Here is a 20,675-nt window from a genome sequence, read left to right on the forward strand (position 1 = left end):
CATGAAGTACGCCTTAGGCGCAGTACTCTATTACTGGCCGAAAACTGATATCGAAACCTTTTACCAAGCTGCAGCTAACAGTAGCGCCGACATTATTTATCTCGGTGAGAATGTCTGTACCAAACGCCGTGAAATGAAGGTGGGTGACTGGTTGGCACTTGCAAAAGAAGTGGCTGCCAGTGGCAAACAGGTGGTTATTTCCACACTGGCGCTGCTGCAAGCACCGTCAGAGTTGAATGAATTAAAGCGTTATGTGGAAAACGGTGAGTTTTTGCTGGAGGCCAATGATCTGGGGGCGGTGAATATGGCCGCTGAGCGTGGCCTACCCTTTGTTGCCGGCCATGCACTGAATTGCTACAACGCTTATACTCTGCGAATTTTACACCGCCAGGGCATGATGCGTTGGTGTATGCCGGTTGAGCTATCACGTGACTGGCTGGTTAATGTGCTGCAACAGTGTGAAGAACTGGGGTTCCGCAACCAGTTTGAGGTAGAGGTCTTGAGCTACGGCCACTTACCGCTGGCTTATTCCGCCCGTTGCTTCACCGCGCGCTCAGAAGACCGAGCCAAAGATGAGTGTGAAACCTGCTGCATCAACTACCCACAAGGGCGGCCGGTATTATCACAAGAAGACCAACAGGTATTCATCCTCAATGGTATTCAAACCCAAAGTGGCTACTGTTATAACCTCGGTAATGAACTGATTTCCATGCAAGGATTAGTGGATATCGTGCGACTTTCTCCGCAAGGCCTGGATACGCTGGCAGTTATCGAGCAGTTCCGGGCTAATGAGCAAGGGTTGAACCCACTTATTTTGACCGATAAAAACGATTGTAACGGCTACTGGCGGCGTCTCGCTGGGCTGGAATTGGTGTCATAAATAAGCCATCGGGCGTAGCACTACGCCCGATATTTCTCTATGCGCTGGCATTCTTACCCAGCCACTCGATATAGCTACCACACGAATCGTAGGCTCCATCGCGCTTTCTTTTTCATCGCCTCAATCGTCCTTTTGCCGCCGCATTTATTCCCCCTTCGCAACCCACGATTTAGATTATGCTTTTATACGTGATAGTCGCGCACTGCATGTGATTTTTTATGTGCATAGTAAGGCGACTAGACACCCTATTTGGGTTAATAAATTAGTGCGTTCGCCCTTCAAGCGACTCGACATAAGGTTAAGATGGACGACTCTATGACTGACAAAAAGACAGTACCGCTTTCAGTACTTGATTTATCGCCGATAGCGCAAGGCAAGACACCACGAGAGGCTTTTCATGCTTCGCTGGATCTAGCTCAACATGCTGAAAAGTGGGGATATCACCGCTATTGGCTCGCTGAGCATCATAATATGACAGGTATTGCCAGCGCGGCGACCTCGGTACTGATTGGCTATATTGCCGGGGGTACCAAGAGCATCCGCGTAGGCTCTGGCGGGGTCATGCTACCTAACCACTCACCACTGGTGATTGCAGAACAGTTTGGTACCCTCGCCTCCCTCTACCCAAACCGTATCGATCTCGGCCTTGGCCGTGCGCCCGGTAGTGACCAACGCACCATGATGGCACTACGCCGCCATCTGTCCGGTGAAGTAGATAACTTCCCAGCCGATGTCAGCGAACTACAAAGCTACTTTGCTGAAGTACAACCGGGGCAAGCGGTACAAGCCGTTCCTGGGCAGGGTTTGCATGTTCCATTGTGGCTACTGGGTTCCAGCCTATATAGCGCTCAATTGGCTGCAGCCATGGGCCTGCCGTTCGCCTTCGCCTCACATTTCGCACCAGATATGTTATTCCAGGCGCTCAAGCTCTATCGGGAAAACTTCAAGCCGTCCATTCAATGGCCAAAACCCTATGCTATCGTTTGTGTGAACGTGGTTGCCGCAGATAGCGAGCGCGATGCCCGTTTCCTGTTTACCTCCATGCAGCAGCAATTTGTCAATTTGCGCCGAGGCACGCCGGGTCAACTACCGCCACCAGTAGAGAATATGGATAAGATCTGCTCACCCGCCGAACAATTTGGTGTGGATCAGGCGCTACGCTTATCTATTATTGGGGATAAAAGTAAAGTGCGTCATGGGCTTCAGTCATTATTGCGGGAGACCCAAGCTGACGAATTGATGGTGAATGGCCAGATTTTCGACCATCAGGCACGGCTATATTCATTTGAAATAGTTGCCGGATTACAGTCAGAGTTACAACCTGTTGAACACCTATAACCCGCCAATTGAAGCGAAATTATAGACATAAAAAAACCAGCCCTTGGGCTGGTTTTTATTTTGAATCATCAGAAATGATTAAGACTTATGCATCACCAAAACGACGGCGAGTAGGTGCCGCTGCTGCTGGTGCAGGCGCTGCTGCATCTTCACGACGAGGCGCTGCTGAGCGCTGACCATCGCGGTTACCACGACGTTCGCCACCACCGGCCGGAGCACGGTCACTGCCGAATGAACGGCGAGGAGGAGCACCTGCTGCGCCATCACGACGTTCGCCACCGAATGAACGGCCAGCACCACCACCACGACGCTCACCACCGGCACCAGCACCGCCAGCAGGACGCTCACGGCGTTCATGTGGCTGTGCATCACCCAACAGCTGCATGTTCAGCGGCTTGTTCAGGATACGGGTACGGGTGAAGTGAGATAACATTTCGCCCGGCATACCTTTTGGCAACTCGATAGTTGAGTGAGAAGCAAACAGCTTGATATTACCAATGTAACGGCTGCTGATGTCGCCTTCGTTAGCAATCGCGCCAACAATGTGACGAACTTCAACACCATCATCACGGCCCACTTCAATGCGGTACAGTTCCATCTCACCAACATCACGACGTTCGCGACGCGCTGGACGCTCGCCACCATCACGACTGTCAGCACGGCTATCAGGGCGACTATCACGACGGCTGTCACTACGATCACGGCCACGATCGCTACCACGGTCATCACGGGAATTGAATTCACGCTGCGGACGACGCGGAGCTTCTGGTGGCAGAATCAGAGGACGTTCGCCCTGTGCCATTTTCAGCAGTGCAGCAGCCAGTGTTTCGAGATCAAACTCTTCTTCCGGTTGCAGCTTAGCCAGCAATGCACGGTACAGGTCCAAATCACTGCTTTCCAGCTGTTGGCCAACTTTAGCAGCAAACTGAGCTAAACGACGTTCGCCCAGCAATTCAGGGTTTGGCAACTGAACTTCTGGAATAGTCAGCTTCATGGTGCGTTCAATGTTTTGCAACAGACGGCGTTCACGGTTTTCAACAAACAGCAACGCACGACCAGCGCGACCAGCACGACCAGTACGGCCGATACGGTGAACGTAAGACTCTGAATCCATAGGGATGTCATAGTTTACAACCAGGCTGATACGGTCAACATCCAAACCACGTGCCGCAACGTCAGTTGCAATCAGAATATCCAAACGGCCATCTTTCAGGCGGTTCAGTGTCTGCTCACGTAAAGACTGGTTCATGTCACCGTTCAAGGCAGCACAGTTATAACCACTACTTTCCAAAGCTTCAGCCACTTCCAGGGTGCCATTTTTGGTACGCACGAAAATGATGGCCGCATCGAAATCTTCAGATTCCAGGAAACGTACCAGCGCTTCGTTTTTGCGATAACCACCACCTACACGCCAGAAACTCTGGCTGATGTCAGGGCGGGTAGTGACGCTAGACTGGATGCGAACTTCCTGTGGATCTTTCATAAAGCGACGGGTAATACGGCGAATCGCGTCAGGCATGGTTGCAGAGAACAACGCCGTCTGATGTTCAGCCGGGATCTGCGCCAGAATATTTTCGACGTCTTCGATAAAGCCCATGCGCAGCATTTCATCTGCTTCATCCAACACTAAACCGCTCAGGTTGGACAGGTTAAGAGTACCGCGTTTCAGGTGGTCTAACAGACGACCTGGGGTACCAACAACGATTTGTGGCCCCTGGCGCAAAGCGCGTAATTGAACGTCATAACGCTGGCCGCCGTACAGGGCCACAACGTTGACGCCATTAATGTGTTTAGAGAAGTCAGACAGTGCTTGCGCGACCTGAATAGCCAACTCACGGGTTGGTGCCAGCACCAGAACCTGCGGTGATTTCAGCTCAGCTTTAATATTGTGTAACAGCGGCAAACCAAACGCGGCTGTTTTACCACTGCCTGTTTGCGCCATGCCAAGAACATCACGGCCGTTTAACAGGTGTGGGATACATTCCAACTGGATAGGAGATGGTTTTTCATAACCAAGATCAGTCAGAGCGGAAAGAATAGGAGCGGACAGCCCCAGATCAGCAAAAGAGGTTTCAAGCTCAGTAGTCATGTACACGTGCCTCATTAATAATGGCAGCCAGTCTACATAACTCGTCGAGAAAATTTTCAGTCATTTTCATTGAAAAGTGTGAACCGGCTCAAATTAGATTATAAAACGAACAAAAAGGCCATCACCTGTTAGGGTGATTAACGTTGGTAAAAACCAAGGTAGTCAGGCTAATAGTTGTTCGTCAGCTATTGCTGGTCCGATTCCGATAGGTCGTCTTGTTCTTGGCCCAAAAGCGCCAATTCCAACAATGCATAGCGGTGCTCAACAAAATTATGAACGTTGTTAGCTACCGTCAGTTTGAACAGCGCCGAAGCGGTGTTCTTGTCCCCCAGACTTAGGTAATGTTTACCTAAATAGAAGTCAGTTTCACTGAGATGCTCAGCGAGCGAAGTGTTATCCATTGCATCTGACTTGAGCCTTTCCATCAGCGTTTTTTCGCTGATCGTGCCCAAGTAGAATTCGACAATATTCCATCCCCATTGCCCTCTGTCCGATTTTTCATAGCGCTGTTGTAACGCTACTGCAGCCGCCTTGGGATCGATTTCTCTTTCCACCAGATACAGCCATAACGAACGGAAGGGATCATTTGGATCGTCTTGATAAAACGCCTGCAGATCATCCTGCGCCAACGGGAGTCGACCGCCATAATAGAGGGCGATACCCCGGTTTAAACGCGCGTAATTGTAAGTTGGATCAAGCTCTAGTACAGAATCAAACGCTTCATAGGCAGCATCAAAATTGCCTGCCTGCGTTAAATAAATGCCCAGATAGTTAAAAACTTCTGGCATATCAGGACGAATAGCTAACGCTTGCGAAAAATCATTTCGCGCTAGTGCCCGTAGCCCGAGGCTATCATACAGCACTCCGCGCTCATATAAAAGCTGTGCGCGCTCATCATCCGTAAGTGCCCGACTTGCAAGGATTTGTTCCATGCGCGCCAGAATCACTTCCTGCTGCAACGTAGGTTGCAACGGGATAGCCAACACCTCGTCTTTACGCCAATCATGGTTGCTGCATCCTGCCAGCATGAGTGCTGTCGCAACGTAACACCAGCGCAAGAAAGGCTTCATTTCCTACTCCCGAAGACAAACATTGGATAAATATCCTTTCATCCATTTGTTTAACACAAGAGCATCCTGCCCTCGAGACAACACAGCCCCTCACCAAGAGGTAAGAGGCTATGGAATACTTTATTACTCTGCTGCTTCTGGTGCCGGAGCTTCTGCGTCAGGAGTAGTGGCTTCTTTGATGCTCAGGCGGATACGGCCCTGGCGATCAACTTCCATTACTTTAACTGGCACTTCTTGGCCCATTTGCAGATAGTCAGTCACTTTCTCTACACGCTTGTCAGCGATTTGAGAAATATGAACCAGACCTTCTTTACCGCCACCGATTGCCACAAATGCACCGAAATCAACGATACGAGTCACTTTACCCGCATAGATACGGCCCACTTCGATTTCAGCAGTGATTTCTTCAATACGACGGATAGCGTGTTTCGCTTTATCGCCGTCGGTTGCTGCAATCTTAATGGTGCCATCATCTTCGATTTCAATGGTGGTGCCAGTTTCATCGGTCAGCGCACGAATCACAGAACCACCTTTACCGATCACATCCTTGATTTTCTCAGGATTGATTTTCATGGTGTAGATACGTGGAGCAAACTCAGAGATATCACCACGAGGTGTGCTGATAGCCTGTTCCATAACACCCAGAATGTGCAGACGCGCACCCTTGGCTTGGTTCAGTGCCACCTGCATGATTTCGCGGGTGATACCTTCAATTTTAATATCCATTTGCAGTGCAGTAATACCGTCACGGCTACCGGCCACTTTAAAGTCCATGTCGCCCAAGTGATCTTCGTCACCCAGAATGTCAGACAGAACAACAAAGTTTTCGCCTTCTTTAACCAGACCCATCGCGATACCCGCAACAGCGGCTTTAATTGGCACACCTGCATCCATCAGGGCCAAAGATGCACCACAAACAGAAGCCATTGAGGAAGAACCGTTAGACTCGGTGATTTCAGAAACCACACGAACAGTGTAAGGGAACTCGCTCGGGCTTGGCATTACTGCCAGTACACCACGTTTCGCCAGACGGCCATGGCCAATCTCACGACGTTTAGGTGAACCCACCATACCTGTTTCACCAACACAATATGGAGGGAAATTATAGTGTAGCAGGAATGAGTCAGTACGCTCACCCATCAGCTCATCAATATTTTGCGCATCACGGGCAGTACCCAGTGTTGCGGTAACCAGCGCCTGAGTTTCACCACGGGTGAACAACGCAGAACCATGGGTACGTGGCAATACGCCAGTACGCACATCCAGACCACGGATCATGTCTTTTTCGCGGCCATCGATACGTGGCTCGCCACGCAATACACGGCTACGAACGACGTTTTTCTCAACATCGCCCAGAATGTCCTGAATCTCGCTAGCATCTAAAGATTCATCTTGTGCCAACAGCGCTTCAGTGACGTCAGCTTTAATAGCATCAACCTGAGTATAGCGCTCTTGTTTCTCAGTAATGCGATAAGCATCACCCAGACGAGCTTCTGCCAGCTCAGCAACACGCGCATGCAGCGCTTCGTTAACTGGCTCTGCATGCCAATCCCACTTAGGTTTACCAACTTCAGCAACCAGAGCGTTGATATTCTCAATCACAACTTGTTGTTGTTCGTGGCCGAAGATAACCGCGCCTAACATTTGATCTTCAGACAGAATCTGTGCTTCTGATTCCACCATCAATACTGCGTCAGCAGTACCGGCAACAACCAGATCCAAACGGCTTTCTTTCAGCTCGTCGGTCGTTGGGTTCAGCACATACTGATCGTTGATGTAACCAACGCGAGCAGCACCGATTGGGCCGTTAAATGGAATACCTGACAGGCTCAGCGCCGCTGAGGCACCAATCAGTGCCACGATGTCTGGGTTAACTTGTGGGTTAACAGAAACAACGGTCGCAATCACCTGCACTTCGTTCAAGAAGCTGTCTGGGAACAGTGGACGGATCGGACGGTCAATCAGACGTGAAGTCAGTGTTTCGCCTTCACTTGGGCGGCCTTCACGGCGGAAGAAGCTACCTGGGATACGGCCAGCAGCGTAAGTACGCTCCTGATAGTTAACGGTCAGAGGGAAGAAGCTTTGACCTGGCTTGGCTTTCTTTTGGCCAACAACAGTCACGAATACTGCGGTGTCGTCCATGCTTACCATTACAGCAGCCGTTGCCTGGCGAGCCATCATACCGGTTTCAATGGTAACGGTATGTTGGCCGTACTGGAATTTACGAATAATCGGAGTCAGCAAAATAGTATCCTTATACTATGCGGTGCCGGATCGTATTGACTCTCCATCCACCTGTTACTAATACCTTCACACTGCATCCTCGCGACTAATGACAATCCTTAACTCTCATTGAGTTAAAGTCTCTCATTAGCCGCGCGAACCTCTGCACCGGAAGATCCTATGTTTAAAATTTACGCTTCTTACTTAACGCTACAGCAGTGTTAGCCTTTCTCACTCACCCGAATCACTGACCTGAGCCAACCTCGGCGGGACGGACCCGTTTGCTGCTTACTTACAACTTCAATACTTTGGGTAATGAGCAACAACAATATACTAACGTATTTTATCATTGCTTCTTAGAAAAAAGGGGCCAATTTGGCCCCTTTCTCCCGAAACTCGCAGACTTAGCGACGCAGACCCAGACGCTCGATCAGGGAAGCATAACGTGCTACATCTTCACGCTTCAGGTAGTCCAGCAGCTTACGACGCGTGGATACCATACGCAGCAGACCACGACGGCTATGGTGATCTTTTTTGTGCTCGGAGAAGTGACCTTGCAAATGGTTAATTTGAGCAGTCAACAGAGCAACCTGAACTTCGCTTGAACCGGTGTCATTGGCACCGCGACCGAAGTCAGCAACAATTTTAGCTTTCGCTTCAACACTTAGAGACATGATACAACTCCAAATATATATAGATAAATTAAAACAGGCGCCGATCTCTAATTCAGCAACCCAATATGTAAGCCGCACTATTCTACTCTTTGAACCGCAGGATCGCAAGGTAGCCGCATATACCCGTCATACTTCAAGCAGCGTTCCTGCAACTCGAATTATATAGGGTATGGCCTACAGTGCATTTTCCTGCGCCTCTACTACCAGGCGTTTGGGTGCAACACGACCATCCTCTGCAATAGTGCCGATACCAATGAAATTATGCTCTTCGCCTTCAGTGATACGGACCATACCTTCGCTTGGTGCGCCTGCAACATGTACCGGTTGCCCTTGCTTTACATAGGCTGCGACAGCAGGTAATAGATTGACTTCAGGGAAGTTTAATACTGCACTGTCCATCGGTAGCAACAGTAAATCCAGCTCTGGATTTGGCGAACGTTCTTCTGCCTGTGCCGCTTCAACCATGGCAGTCAACTGCTCTAAAGTCACCATGCGATCACTTGGGTAAGTAGCCACTTGCAAACGACGCAGATAACTAACATGTGCACCGCAACCTAATAATTCACCCAAATCATCGATGATAGTGCGAATGTAGGTACCTTTTGAGCAATGGATTTCCAGCTCAAGGTCATTGCCTTCCCAGCGGATAAACAGCAATTCATACACGGTAATGCTACGGGCTTCGCGCTCTACTTCAATCCCCTGCCGGGCATATTCATACAACGGCTTACCTTGATGTTTCAGTGCCGAATACATGGACGGTATCTGCTGGCTATCGCCGCGAAAACGGTCCAAAGCGGCATCCATCTGTGCCTGAGTGACGTTAACTTCACGCTCACTGATTAACGCGCCTTCGGCATCCGAAGTATCGGTGCGCTGCCCCAAACGGGCAACCACACGATAGCGCTTATCAGAATCCAGCAAGAATTGAGAAAATTTGGTCGCTTCCCCAAGACAGATAGGCAGCATGCCGGTCGCCAGTGGATCGAGTGCACCGGTATGACCTGCACGATTAGCACTAAAGAGACGTTTTACTTTCTGCAAAACGTCATTAGAGGAGAGGCCCAGCGGCTTATCCAATAACAGAACGCCGTTAATGTCACGGCCGCGACGACGTGGACGCCCCATTACTTCTCCTCGTCGTTACCTGGATTAACCTGACGTTCTACATCATTTTTGATGACGTTAGTCACCAGGTTAGACATCCGCATACCTTCAATCAATGAGTTATCATAAGCGAAGGTCAGTTCCGGTACGATACGCAAGCGCATCGCTTTACCCAGCAGAGTGCGGATATAACCAGAGGCATCTTGCAGTGCTTTAATGCCATTTTTAACTGTATCCGGGTCTGCGTTATCGGTTAACACATTCAGGAAGGTCACAAAGACTTTAGCGTAAGCCAAATCACGGGACAGCTCGATACCGGATACGGTAGCCATGCCAACACGTGGGTCTTTGATTTCGCGCTGTAAGATGAGTGCGATCTCTTTCTGCATTTCCTGCGAAACACGTTGAGAACGGCTGAATTCTTTTGCCATTTGGATTCTCCAGACAAATTGGGGGGCCAAGGCCCCCCAAATGGATATAAGCAGATCTGAGGCGATTAATCGATAGTACGTTTGATTTCGATAATTTCGAAGACTTCGATCACATCACCAGTACGGACGTCATTGTAGTTCTTAACGCCGATACCACATTCCATACCATTACGAACTTCGTTAACGTCATCTTTGAAGCGGCGCAGAGATTCCAGCTCGCCTTCATAGATAACCACGTTGTCACGCAGAACACGGATTGGATTGTTACGCTTAATCACACCCTCAGTAACCATACAACCTGCAATGGCGCCAAATTTCGGTGATTTAAACACATCACGAACTTCAGCCAGACCAATGATTTGTTGTTTGTACTCAGGTGCCAACATACCACTCATCGCCTGTTTGACTTCGTCGATCAGGCTATAAATTACTGAGTAGTAACGCAGATCCAGACCTTCAGTTTCAACCACACGACGGGCTGAAGCATCAGCACGAACGTTAAAGCCAAGGATGATTGCGCCAGAAGCTGCTGCCAATGTTGCGTCAGTTTCGGTGATACCACCAACGCCTGAGCCAACAATGCGGACTTTCACTTCATCAGTAGACAGATTTTCCAGTGAATCACAGATAGCTTCACAAGAACCCTGTACGTCAGACTTGATTACGATGTTCAGTTCAGAAACTTCACCTTCGGTCATGTTAGCAAACATGTTTTCCAGCTTAGACTTCTGCTGACGAGCCAGTTTGACTTCGCGGAATTTGCCCTGACGGTACAGTGCAACTTCACGCGCTTTCTTCTCGTCACGAACAACAGTCACTTCATCACCGGCAGCAGGAACACTGGACAGACCCAGGATTTCAACCGGAATAGACGGACCAGCAGACGTGATATCACGGCCCAATTCGTCACGCATCGCACGTACACGGCCATACTCAAAGCCACACAGTACGATATCACCTTTGTTCAAGGTACCTTTCTGAACCAGCACGGTAGCAACAGGGCCACGGCCTTTATCCAAGAAGGATTCGATAACAACACCGTTTGCCATGCCAGTACGAACTGCTTTCAGTTCCAGAACTTCAGCTTGCAGCAGGATTGCGTTCAACAATTCATCAATACCGATACCGGCTTTTGCAGATACGTTGATGAACTGAGAGTCACCGCCCCACTCTTCTGGCTGGACACCGTACTGAGACAGCTCGGTTTTAACGCGGTCTGGATCAGCTTCTGGCTTATCGATTTTGTTTACTGCAACCACAACCGGCACGTTCGCCGCTTTGGCATGCTGAATAGCTTCGATAGTCTGTGGCATCACGCCATCGTCGGCTGCAACAACCAACACCACGATATCAGTCGCCTGAGCACCACGGGCACGCATTGAAGTAAACGCGGCGTGTCCTGGGGTATCCAGGAAGGTGATCATCCCGTTTTCAGTTTCAACGTGATAGGCACCGATGTGCTGTGTAATACCGCCGGCCTCACCTGACGCCACTTTCGTGGAGCGGATGTAATCCAGCAGAGAGGTTTTACCGTGGTCAACGTGGCCCATGATGGTCACAACCGGAGCGCGGTGCTCGGCTGCGGCTTCAGCGCCAGTATCACGGTCGCTCATCAGTGCTTCTTCCAGTTCGTTTTCACGACGCAAGATCACTTTATGGCCCATCTCTTCAGCAACCATCTGTGCTGTTTCTTGATCGATAACCTGGTTAATGGTTGCCATTGCGCCCAGTTTCATCATTGCTTTGATGACCTGAGAGCCTTTAACCGCCATTTTGTTTGCCAGTTCAGCAACCGTTACAGTCTCACCAATCACAACATCGCGGTTAACCGCAACAACAGGCTTGTTGAAGCTCTGTTGCAATGTGCTTGGTTTACGTTTGCCTTTACGACCAACAGCACGTGCTTCTTCACGATCAGCTTTAGACTCGGAGAGTTTATTGCCTTTCTTCTGCTTAGTTGCTTTACCACCACGAGTGCGGCTACGGCGATCACCTTCAACTTTGGCGTCGTTTTCATCTTCCGCGGCGCGCGCATGTTGTGAGGTGGTTACATGGTAGTCAGCAGACTCAGTCTGCTCAGCCACAGGTTCTGGCCATTTACCTTCGTTTTCGGCTGCCATTTTACGGGCTTCCTCAGCAACGCGTTTAGCATCTTCCTCGACCTTACGGCGTGTTTCTTCTTCTACTGAGCGTTTCAGCTCGGCAGCTTCAGCTTCACGGCGTGCTTTATCGGTCTGAGCTGGCTTGATTTTTTCGTCGGTTTGTTGATTCGTCACTTTTTCTTTTTCCGCTGCTTGGCGTTTAGCTTTTTCAGCGGCCTCACGTTTGGCTTGTTCTTCGGCCGCACGTTTAGCTTTTTCTTCAGCGATTTTCTGCGCTGCTGCTTCCGCTTCACGTTGTGCCTGCTCTTCCGCTTCACGCTGTGCCTGCTCTTCCGCTTTCGCTTGTTCAGCTTCCGGCGTATTTACATAAGTGCGTTTCTTGCGGACCTCGATTTGCACCGATTTACTTTTTCCGCCGGTGCTCGGAATATTCAAGGTGCTACGCGTTTTGCGTTGCAACGTGAGTTTATTAGGCGCACTACCGTGTTCGCGGTTTAAGTGCGCCAGCAATGTTTCTTTTTCTTGCTGGGTAACTGAGTCTACTTCAGACTTCTTGATCCCTGCATCAGCAAATTGCTGTACCAGGCGATCAACTGGGGTCTGAATCTCAGCTGCCAGCGATTTTACGGTTACATCTGTCATGCTGTTCCTTCCTGCTACAGTTTATTACGCGTTATCGCCAAACCAACAGATATTACGTGCAGCCATAATCAGCTCACCGGCTTGCTCATCGCTAAGCCCTTCAATATCTGCCAGATCGTCGATACCCTGCTCGGCAAGATCTTCCAGCGTACACACACCGCGCGCAGCCAATTTGAATGCCATGCTACGTTCCAGACCGGCCAGGTTCAGCAGATCATCGGCGGGTTTTTGGTCGCCAAGACTTTCTTCTTGTGCCAGGGCCAGCGTGGTCAATGCAGCTTTGGCGCGATCACGCAGCGCTTCAACCGTATCTTCGTCAAGACCGTCGATTTCCAGAAGTTCTTTCATTGGCACGTAAGCCAATTCTTCCAGAGAAGAGAAACCTTCCTCTACCAATATGGTGGCGAAGTCCTCATCGATATCAAGATATTTGGTGAAGGTATCAATAGCGGCATGAGCTTCGGCCTGATGCTTCGCCTGAAGATCGTCCGCCGTCATTACGTTCAGTTCCCAGCCACTCAGTTGTGCTGCTAAACGTACGTTCTGACCGTTACGGCCAATTGCCTGTGCCAAATTGCTGGCTTCAACGGCAACATCCATCGTGTGTCTGTCTTCATCAACCACAATAGACGCAACATCAGCTGGCGCCATAGCGTTAATAACAAACTGGGCTGGATTATCATCCCACAATACAATATCAATGCGCTCGCCGCCAAGCTCGCTGGAAACAGCCTGAACACGTGCACCACGCATACCGACACAAGCACCGACTGGATCGATACGTTTGTCGTTGGTTTTGACCGCAATTTTAGCACGCGAACCCGGATCACGAGCAGCTGCTTTAATTTCGATCAATTCTTCGCCAATTTCTGGCACTTCAATACGGAACAGCTCGATCAGCATTTCAGGACGTGAACGGCTAACAAACAACTGAGCACCGCGAGCTTCTGGACGCACGTCATACAGAACACCACGGATACGGTCGCCTGGACGGAAGTTTTCACGCGGTAGCATGTCCTCACGACCAATAACGGCTTCAGCATTGTTACCCAGATCCAGTGCAATACTGTCACGGTTAACTTTTTTCACTACACCGGTAACAATCTCGCCCAGATATTGACGGAACTGATCCACCACCATAGCACGTTCGGCTTCACGGACTTTCTGTACAATAACCTGTTTAGCCGTTTGGGTTGTGATACGGTCAAAAGTAACAGATTCAATCTGATCTTCGACATAATCACCCAACTGGAGAGTTGGATCTTCATATTGAGCCGCATCCAACGTGATTTCACGCGTTGGCATGGTAACTTCGTTAACAGCGACCCAACGGCGGAAAGTGTCGAAATCACCGGTTTTGCGGTCGATACTGACGCGAACTTCAATTTCTTGTTCGTATTTTTTCTTGGTCGCTGTCGCTAGAGCGGTTTCCAACGCCTCAAAAATCTTCTCGCGCGGAAGGGATTTCTCATTGGAAACTGCTTCTACAACAGCCAGAATCTCTTTGTTCATCCTAGTTGCCTCATCCAAACTTTAAAAGTGGGGTACCAGGTTCGCTTTCTGGATGTTGCTCAGCGCGAACACTTCATCTTTTCCATCCACAGTAACCGTGATCATTTCACCATCAACGGCTTTAATAATGCCCTGCCATTTACGGCGGTTCTGCATTGCCATACGCAAAACCAAAGTGACTTCTTCACCGAGGTAACGAGTATAGTGTTCAGCGGTGAACATAGGGCGATCAAGGCCCGGAGAGGAAACTTCTAAGTTGTAAGCGACCGTAATTGGATCTTCTACGTCCAATACAGCGCTGACCTGGTGGCTGACATCAGCACAAGCATCAACAGTGATTCCGTCGTCACTATCAATATAGATTCGTAGCGTCGATTGGCGCCCCCGGATGAACTCAATGCCGACTAATTCATAGCCTAAGGCCTCAACCGGTGCTGAAATTATCTCTGTTAACTTTTGTTCTAATGTGGACAAGCCCACCCCCAAGACATAAAAAAAGGGCCTAATAGCCCAGTGATTCTGCTGTCAAATAACAAAAAACCCCGAAATTCGGGGCTTTATGCAACTGGACCCTGTTTGCCGCAAAGCGGCTTCGGTGCAACTTTCTGACAAGTATTTTTTTCAAATTGAAATCGAAAGTATCTGAGGTCTACCGAATACAACATTTGAAAAAAAACACTTCAGGAAAGTGGTTGCGGGGGCCGGATTTGAACCGACGACCTTCGGGTTATGAGCCCGACGAGCTACCAGGCTGCTCCACCCCGCGTCCGAAAACGTGGCAAATATTACGTTGATAACGACAAAAAAGCAAGTTATCTGACTGATTTGGTACCGAGGACGGGACTTGAACCCGTAAGCCCAATCGGGCACTACCACCTCAAGGTAGCGTGTCTACCAATTCCACCACCCCGGCACTGATTCAACTGGTTGTTTTTACTATTTAAGTCGTCACAACCATTTTAAAACTTTTTTTTCTATCTTTACTGCTTACTGCTGGCAAAACATTACTGCGGGATATCGCTACTTGGCTTAGCGGGTGCTACTGGAGCTGTAGTCTGCTCAGTTTTTGCAGGCGTACCCAAGTTTTCCCACTCGCTGCCTGTATGGCCCTGGTTGGTGCTCATATTGCCCAGAATCAAGCTAATGACGAAAAACAGCGTCGCCAATAAAGCCGTCATGCGAGTCATAAAGTTACCGGAACCATTCGAACCGAACAGAGTTGCAGATGCACCTGCTCCGAATGAGGCTCCCATATCCGCGCCTTTACCTTGCTGCAACATGATCAGAGCGACTAGCCCAATCGAAATCAGCAAGAAAAATACCAGAAGAGCTTCGTACATAGTTGTACCTGTATCCTTGCGGGTTCACCGCATGCCAAATGCTTTTCACCCATCAGCGGGGACTTATTCACCCACTTAAGCGGGTGTGAATACTAACCAAAGCGCATAGTACACGCAAGGGCAATTTCACTACACGAGTTCATTTGCAGAAAAAATCGTCAAGTTCTTCAACTTCAGCGTAATTTATGGGGAAAGAGTTACGCCCTCCCCCCATAAAAATGCCATTAACCTGCTGCTTTCACCGCATCAGCAATTCGGTTTGCCATTTCAGCAATCAATGATTCTTCAGCGTCGCCTTCAACCATCACGCGGATTAAGGGTTCGGTACCTGATTTACGCAACAGAACGCGACCACGATCGCCTAGCTCTTTTTCAACTTGGCGAGTCACTTCTTCAACTTCCTCTGATTTCAACGGGTTGTGTTCACCAGAGAAACGCACGTTCACCAGGATTTGTGGCAAGAGCTTCATGCCACTGCATAAATCATGCAGGCTCATGTGGTTACGCACCATAGCAGTAAGCACTTGCAAACCAGCAACAATGCCGTCACCGGTGGTAGTTTTATCCAACAAAATCACATGACCGGAGTTTTCAGCTCCAATACGCCAGCCTTTTTCTTGCATGGCTTCCAGCACATAGCGGTCACCCACTTTGGCACGAACAAACGGAATACCCAGATCTTTCAGCGCCAGTTGCAGGCCCATATTACTCATCAGCGTGCCAACTGCCCCACCCTTAAGTTGACCTTGACGCAAGCCTTCACGCGCGATGATATACAGAATCTGGTCACCATCAACCTTGTTGCCCAGATGATCAACCATCATCAACCGATCGCCGTCGCCGTCAAATGCCAGACCAACATGTGCCCCTTCAGCAAGCACACGCGCTTGCAGCAAGCGAACATCCGTGGCGCCACATTCTTCGTTGATATTCATACCATCAGGCTCACAGCCGATGGTGATAACATTTGCGCCGAGTTCACGCAGTACACTTGGGGCGATGTGATAGGTTGCACCATTGGCGCAATCGACCACGATTTTTAATTCCTTCAGGCTGAGTTCGCTTGGGAATGTGCCTTTACAGAACTCAATGTAGCGCCCGGCCGCATCCACGATACGGTTGGCTTTACCCAGTTCGGCCGATTCAACGCAGGTTAATGGTTTTTCCATTTCTGCTTCAATGGCCTCCTCTACATCATCGGGCAGCTTGGTGCCATCGATCGAGAAGAATTTAATGCCATTATCTTCGAAAGGGTTATGGGAAGCTGAAATAACAATACCCGCTTCAGCGCGGAAAGTTCGGGTCAGATAAGCAACGGCCGGGGTCGGCATCGGGCCAGTAAATGATGCAGACAGCCCTGCAGCAGCCAAGCCAGCTTCCAGCGCCGACTCCAGCATGTAGCCGGAAATACGCGTATCTTTACCAATGATAATTTTACGAGAACCATGTCGAGCCAGAACCTTACCGGCAGCCCAGCCGAGCTTTAATACAAAATCAGGCGTAATCGGGCTCTCACCCACTTTGCCGCGAATGCCATCTGTACCAAAGTATTTACGGTTACTCATAATTTTTGTTTATCCCTTCGCTGAAAGTGTTGCCTCGACGATACGCATCGCCTCGACAGTTTCTTTGACATCATGCACTCGGACAATCTGTGCGCCTTGCATAGCGGCAATGACAGCACAAGCGACACTCCCGATGACCCGCTGTTGTGGCGGAACATGTAATAGCTGACCCACCATCGATTTTCGCGACATTCCCACTAACAATGGCAACTCAAAATGATGTAGTTCGGCCAATCGCGCCAATAACTGGTAATTATGCGCCAGATTTTTACCGAAACCGAAGCCTGGGTCGAGTAACAATTTACTTTTTGCGATGCCGGCCGCAACACAGCGAGCAATATGGTGTTCAAAAAACTGGTTTACATCAGCCAGTAAATCGTCGTAATGCGGTGACTGTTGCATACTTTGCGGTTGCCCCTGCATATGCATCAGGCACACCGGCAACCCAGTTTTTGCCGCAGCGTCAAGCGCACCAGGCTCTTGTAATGAGCGAATATCATTAATCAGATGGGCGCCTGCTTGAGCAGATTCGGTGATAACCGCCGCTTTAGAGGTATCCACCGATAACCAGACATCAAAGCGCTTGGCTAGCGCTTCTACAACGGGCACGACCCGATCAAGCTCTTCCTGCTCACTCACTTGCGCAGCACCGGGGCGAGTGGACTCGCCGCCAATATCAATCAGCGTAGCACCTGCTGATAGCATTGATTGGGCATGCTGTAATGCTTTATCAAGATTATTGTGATTCCCACCATCCGAAAATGAATCCGGGGTGACATTCAGAATACCCATAACTTGCGGGAGAGAAAGATCCAGAACCCGATCTCTGGCAGTTAACTGCATGTAATCACGCCTTAAAAGTGGCAATTCACTTTAATTTTATACCCAAAGTCATTGCGTTGCAGCAAGGCAAACCGAACAAGGCCCGATGAACACACCAAAGTTCAGTTATTCAAGTGGGAACCGCTGCAACGCCAAGTAAGCAGGATATGACAGAAAAAGAAAAACCCCGAGCAAGCCCGAGGTTTATATTAATCACAACGCTTTTAGATGCCAACAATTGACTTACTTATCGCCCAACTGTTCTGACATGGTATTTGAATTGCCAGGCGTTGGTACGTTTGGCTCATCTACCGGCGTTGGTGCCTTTGGTGTGCTGTCATTGTCAGATGATTTATTCTTGGTCGCATCATCCCAACCTGCTGGCGGGCGAACTTCTTTGCGATTCATCAAATCATCAATCTGCGGTGCATCAATCGTTTCATACTTCATCAACGCATCTTTCATGGTATGCAGAACATCCATGTTTTCCATCAGCAAAGTACGTGCACGCTGATAGTTGCGCTCGACAAGTAACTTAACTTCCTGATCGATAATACGCGCAGTTTCATCAGACATATGCTTGGCTTTTGCCACAGAACGGCCAAGGAATACTTCGCCTTCTTCTTCAGCATACAGCAACGGCCCCAGTTTTTCGGAGAAGCCCCACTGTGTCACCATGTTACGCGCGATAGACGTAGCAACTTTGATATCATTCGATGCACCGGTAGAGACTTTTTCCGGCCCGTAAATGATCTCTTCAGCAAGACGACCACCGTATAAGGTAGAGATCTGGCTTTCCAGTTTCTGACGGCTGGCACTGATAGAATCACCTTCCGGCAGGAAGAATGTCACACCCAACGCACGACCACGTGGAATAATGGTCACTTTATGTACTGGGTCATGCTCAGGAACCAGACGACCGATGATCGCGTGGCCTGCTTCATGATAAGCCGTAGACTCTTTCTGCGCTTCAGTCATTACCATGGAGCGACGTTCCGCACCCATCATAATTTTATCTTTCGCTTTCTCAAACTCAGCCATCGAAACGACACGCTTGTTACCACGAGCAGCAAACAGTGCGGCTTCGTTGACCAGGTTAGCCAAGTCAGCACCAGAGAAACCTGGTGTACCGCGTGCGATAACTGAAGCATCGATATCGGTATCTAATGGTACGCGGCGCATATGAACTTTCAGAATCTGTTCACGACCACGGACATCAGGTAAACCAACCACAACCTGACGGTCAAAACGACCTGGACGCAGTAACGCTGGGTCAAGAACGTCTGGACGGTTAGTTGCCGCGATGACGATGATGCCTTCATTGCCTTCAAAGCCATCCATTTCAACCAGCATCTGGTTCAGTGTCTGTTCACGTTCATCATGACCACCACCCAAACCAGCGCCACGCTGACGGCCTACCGCATCGATTTCATCGATAAAGATGATACAAGGTGCGGCTTTCTTAGCCTGCTCAAACATGTCACGGACACGGGATGCACCCACACCAACGAACATTTCCACGAAGTCAGAACCAGAAATAGTGAAGAATGGCACTTTAGCTTCACCTGCAATGGCTTTCGCCAGCAAGGTTTTACCTGTCCCTGGAGGACCGACCATCAACACGCCTTTCGGAATCTTACCGCCCAGTTTCTGGAAGCGGCTTGGCTCACGCAGGTAGTCAACTAACTCACTGACTTCTTCTTTTGCTTCGTCGCAACCGGCCACATCAGCAAAAGAGGTTTTTATTTGATCTTCTGTCAGCATGCGGGCTTTGCTCTTGCCAAAGGACATTGCCCCTTTGCCGCCGCCACCTTGCATTTGACGCATAAAGAAGATCCAGACCCCAATCAACAACAGCATTGGGAACCAGGAAATAAAGATAGAGGCCAGCAAGCTCGGCTCTTCCGGTGGCTCACCAACAACTTTCACATTTTTAGTCAATAAGGTATCTAACAGCTTTGGATCATTGACCGGAATGTAAGTCGTATATTTGCTGTTATCTTTCTTACTGACGTTAATTTCACGCCCATTAATACGCGCTTCACGAACCTGTTCTTGGGTTACGTCGGACATGAAAGTAGAGTAATCCACTTTACGGCCATTCGATTCGCTGGGTCCAAAGCTCTGGAATACAGACATCAGTACGACTGCAATAACTAACCAGAGAATTAGGTTTTTCGCCATGTCACTCAAGGGATTAACCTCATATTACAACTGTGTTAACAAACAGCGTTAGGGTACTACAGTTTCCGCCCTGTCGCTACAATGTACACTTCACGCGATCGCGCACGAGAAGCGTCTGGCTTACGAATCTTAACTTTCGTAAACAGGGAGCGAATTTCCCGTAGGTATTCATCAAAGCCATCTCCCTGAAACACCTTCACCAGGAAACTTCCGCCTGGTGCAAGTACATCACGACACATATCCAAAGCTAATTCAACCAGATACATTGATTTAGGTATATCGACTGCCGGAGTACCACACATATTCGGGGCCATATCGGACATGACCACCTGAACTTTTTTATCCCCAACACGCTCAAGTAAGGCTTTCAAGACCAGTTCATCACGAAAATCGCCCTGAAGGAAATCGACACCAACGATAGGATCCATTGGTAGAAGATCACATGCGATGATTCGCCCTTTACCGCCTATTTGGCTTACAACATATTGGGACCAACCGCCGGGTGCAGCGCCTAAATCGACCACTGTCATACCGGGTTTAAAAAGTTTATCGTTCTGTTGTATTTCATCAAGTTTAAACCAGGCGCGGGAGCGTAGCCCCTTTTTCTGCGCCTGAATTACATATTTATCGCTAAAGTGTTCTTGTAACCAGCGACTGGAGCTAGCCGAACGCTTTTTATTAGACATCTCTTTTTCC

At 49.3% G+C, this 20,675-nt stretch carries 17 protein-coding genes and 2 tRNA genes; 2 read left to right on the plus strand and 17 right to left on the minus strand.

Features of this window, described 5'->3' with window-relative positions:
- The first annotated feature begins 1 nt into the window (after nucleotide 1).
- Both EL015_RS18920 and EL015_RS18925 read left to right on the plus strand, forming a co-directional pair.
- Complete coding sequence (locus EL015_RS18920; RefSeq protein WP_005186498.1) at nucleotides 2–880, plus strand: U32 family peptidase; 879 nt, start codon at nucleotides 2–4, stop codon at nucleotides 878–880.
- 315 nt (nucleotides 881–1,195) lie between these two features.
- A complete protein-coding gene (locus tag EL015_RS18925) occupies nucleotides 1,196–2,218 on the plus strand; it encodes a luciferase-like monooxygenase (protein WP_005186495.1) in 1,023 nt (340 codons plus the stop codon).
- A gap of 85 nt (nucleotides 2,219–2,303) precedes the next feature.
- Here EL015_RS18925 and EL015_RS18930 read toward each other — a convergent pair whose 3' ends face one another.
- The 17 genes from EL015_RS18930 to rlmE all read right to left on the minus strand — a co-directional run bounded on the left by EL015_RS18930 (nucleotide 2,304) and on the right by rlmE (nucleotide 20,665).
- Nucleotides 2,304–4,307 carry a DEAD/DEAH family ATP-dependent RNA helicase gene (locus tag EL015_RS18930; protein ID WP_005186490.1) on the minus strand — a complete coding sequence of 668 codons (2,004 nt, stop codon included), beginning with the start codon at nucleotides 4,305–4,307 and terminating at the stop codon, nucleotides 2,304–2,306.
- The gene (yrbN, locus tag EL015_RS22195) at nucleotides 4,297–4,377 is read right to left on the minus strand and encodes a protein YrbN (protein WP_096335046.1); all 81 of its coding nucleotides are present in this window, start codon (nucleotides 4,375–4,377) and stop codon (nucleotides 4,297–4,299) included. Before yrbN ends, EL015_RS18930 begins: the two co-directional genes overlap by 11 nt.
- Nucleotides 4,378–4,492: 115 nt before the next feature.
- Nucleotides 4,493–5,377, minus strand: a complete 885-nt coding sequence (nlpI, locus tag EL015_RS18940; protein ID WP_032906642.1) for a lipoprotein NlpI — start codon at nucleotides 5,375–5,377, stop codon at nucleotides 4,493–4,495.
- Between the two features lie 123 nt (nucleotides 5,378–5,500).
- Nucleotides 5,501–7,621, minus strand: coding sequence for a polyribonucleotide nucleotidyltransferase (gene pnp / locus EL015_RS18945; protein WP_005186484.1), 2,121 nt, complete (start codon nucleotides 7,619–7,621; stop codon nucleotides 5,501–5,503).
- A 383-nt stretch (nucleotides 7,622–8,004) separates the two neighbouring features.
- Entirely contained in the window at nucleotides 8,005–8,274 is a 270-nt protein-coding gene (gene rpsO / locus EL015_RS18950) for a 30S ribosomal protein S15 (protein ID WP_004707062.1), read from the minus strand.
- A gap of 174 nt (nucleotides 8,275–8,448) precedes the next feature.
- Nucleotides 8,449–9,402: a tRNA pseudouridine(55) synthase TruB gene (gene truB / locus EL015_RS18955; protein WP_005186480.1), complete on the minus strand. Its 954-nt coding sequence runs from the start codon at nucleotides 9,400–9,402 to the stop codon at nucleotides 8,449–8,451.
- Nucleotides 9,402–9,812, minus strand: coding sequence for a 30S ribosome-binding factor RbfA (gene rbfA / locus EL015_RS18960; RefSeq protein ID WP_032816249.1), 411 nt, complete (start codon nucleotides 9,810–9,812; stop codon nucleotides 9,402–9,404). The genes truB and rbfA overlap by 1 nt, the downstream gene beginning before the upstream one ends.
- Nucleotides 9,813–9,877: 65 nt before the next feature.
- Nucleotides 9,878–12,556 carry a translation initiation factor IF-2 gene (infB, locus tag EL015_RS18965; RefSeq protein WP_005186476.1) on the minus strand — a complete coding sequence of 893 codons (2,679 nt, stop codon included), beginning with the start codon at nucleotides 12,554–12,556 and terminating at the stop codon, nucleotides 9,878–9,880.
- 24 nt (nucleotides 12,557–12,580) lie between these two features.
- Nucleotides 12,581–14,068, minus strand: coding sequence for a transcription termination factor NusA (gene nusA / locus EL015_RS18970; protein ID WP_005186472.1), 1,488 nt, complete (start codon nucleotides 14,066–14,068; stop codon nucleotides 12,581–12,583).
- Nucleotides 14,069–14,089: 21 nt separating this feature from the next.
- Nucleotides 14,090–14,542 carry a ribosome maturation factor RimP gene (gene rimP, locus EL015_RS18975; protein ID WP_002222054.1) on the minus strand — a complete coding sequence of 151 codons (453 nt, stop codon included), beginning with the start codon at nucleotides 14,540–14,542 and terminating at the stop codon, nucleotides 14,090–14,092.
- Between the two features lie 215 nt (nucleotides 14,543–14,757).
- Nucleotides 14,758–14,834, minus strand: a tRNA-Met gene (locus EL015_RS18980).
- 60 nt (nucleotides 14,835–14,894) lie between these two features.
- Nucleotides 14,895–14,981, minus strand: a tRNA-Leu gene (locus tag EL015_RS18985).
- Nucleotides 14,982–15,072: 91 nt separating this feature from the next.
- Nucleotides 15,073–15,408 (minus strand): preprotein translocase subunit SecG, encoded by a 336-nt coding sequence (gene secG, locus EL015_RS18990; protein ID WP_005186467.1) that lies wholly within the window; start codon nucleotides 15,406–15,408, stop codon nucleotides 15,073–15,075.
- A gap of 224 nt (nucleotides 15,409–15,632) precedes the next feature.
- Nucleotides 15,633–16,973 (minus strand): phosphoglucosamine mutase, encoded by a 1,341-nt coding sequence (gene glmM / locus EL015_RS18995; RefSeq protein ID WP_005186464.1) that lies wholly within the window; start codon nucleotides 16,971–16,973, stop codon nucleotides 15,633–15,635.
- Between the two features lie 9 nt (nucleotides 16,974–16,982).
- Nucleotides 16,983–17,816 (minus strand): dihydropteroate synthase, encoded by an 834-nt coding sequence (gene folP, locus EL015_RS19000; RefSeq protein WP_005186458.1) that lies wholly within the window; start codon nucleotides 17,814–17,816, stop codon nucleotides 16,983–16,985.
- A 222-nt stretch (nucleotides 17,817–18,038) separates the two neighbouring features.
- A complete protein-coding gene (gene ftsH, locus EL015_RS19005; RefSeq protein ID WP_005186455.1) occupies nucleotides 18,039–19,979 on the minus strand; it encodes an ATP-dependent zinc metalloprotease FtsH in 1,941 nt (646 codons plus the stop codon).
- Nucleotides 19,980–20,035: 56 nt separating this feature from the next.
- Complete coding sequence (gene rlmE, locus EL015_RS19010) at nucleotides 20,036–20,665, minus strand: 23S rRNA (uridine(2552)-2'-O)-methyltransferase RlmE (protein WP_032906639.1); 630 nt, start codon at nucleotides 20,663–20,665, stop codon at nucleotides 20,036–20,038.
- Nucleotides 20,666–20,675 lie beyond the last annotated feature (10 nt).

Origin of the sequence: Yersinia intermedia (genome assembly GCF_900635455.1) — a bacterium.
Classification (GTDB): domain Bacteria; phylum Pseudomonadota; class Gammaproteobacteria; order Enterobacterales; family Enterobacteriaceae; genus Yersinia; species Yersinia intermedia.

What these genes read in the sequence shown, in the direction of transcription:
- EL015_RS18920 (WP_005186498.1), top strand. Translation starts at nt 2, where the DNA reads ATGAAGTACGCCTTAGGCGCAGTACTCTATTACTGGCCGAAAACTGAT.
- EL015_RS18925 (WP_005186495.1), top strand. Translation starts at nt 1,196, where the DNA reads ATGACTGACAAAAAGACAGTACCGCTTTCAGTACTTGATTTATCGCCG.
- EL015_RS18930 (WP_005186490.1), bottom strand. Translation starts at nt 4,307, where the DNA reads ATGACTACTGAGCTTGAAACCTCTTTTGCTGATCTGGGGCTGTCCGCT.
- yrbN (WP_096335046.1), bottom strand. Translation starts at nt 4,377, where the DNA reads ATGAAAATGACTGAAAATTTTCTCGACGAGTTATGTAGACTGGCTGCC.
- nlpI (WP_032906642.1), bottom strand. Translation starts at nt 5,377, where the DNA reads ATGAAGCCTTTCTTGCGCTGGTGTTACGTTGCGACAGCACTCATGCTG.
- rpsO (WP_004707062.1), bottom strand. Translation starts at nt 8,274, where the DNA reads ATGTCTCTAAGTGTTGAAGCGAAAGCTAAAATTGTTGCTGACTTCGGT.
- truB (WP_005186480.1), bottom strand. Translation starts at nt 9,402, where the DNA reads ATGGGGCGTCCACGTCGTCGCGGCCGTGACATTAACGGCGTTCTGTTA.
- rbfA (WP_032816249.1), bottom strand. Translation starts at nt 9,812, where the DNA reads ATGGCAAAAGAATTCAGCCGTTCTCAACGTGTTTCGCAGGAAATGCAG.
- infB (WP_005186476.1), bottom strand. Translation starts at nt 12,556, where the DNA reads ATGACAGATGTAACCGTAAAATCGCTGGCAGCTGAGATTCAGACCCCA.
- nusA (WP_005186472.1), bottom strand. Translation starts at nt 14,068, where the DNA reads ATGAACAAAGAGATTCTGGCTGTTGTAGAAGCAGTTTCCAATGAGAAA.
- secG (WP_005186467.1), bottom strand. Translation starts at nt 15,408, where the DNA reads ATGTACGAAGCTCTTCTGGTATTTTTCTTGCTGATTTCGATTGGGCTA.
- glmM (WP_005186464.1), bottom strand. Translation starts at nt 16,973, where the DNA reads ATGAGTAACCGTAAATACTTTGGTACAGATGGCATTCGCGGCAAAGTG.
- folP (WP_005186458.1), bottom strand. Translation starts at nt 17,816, where the DNA reads ATGCAGTTAACTGCCAGAGATCGGGTTCTGGATCTTTCTCTCCCGCAA.
- ftsH (WP_005186455.1), bottom strand. Translation starts at nt 19,979, where the DNA reads ATGGCGAAAAACCTAATTCTCTGGTTAGTTATTGCAGTCGTACTGATG.
- rlmE (WP_032906639.1), bottom strand. Translation starts at nt 20,665, where the DNA reads ATGTCTAATAAAAAGCGTTCGGCTAGCTCCAGTCGCTGGTTACAAGAA.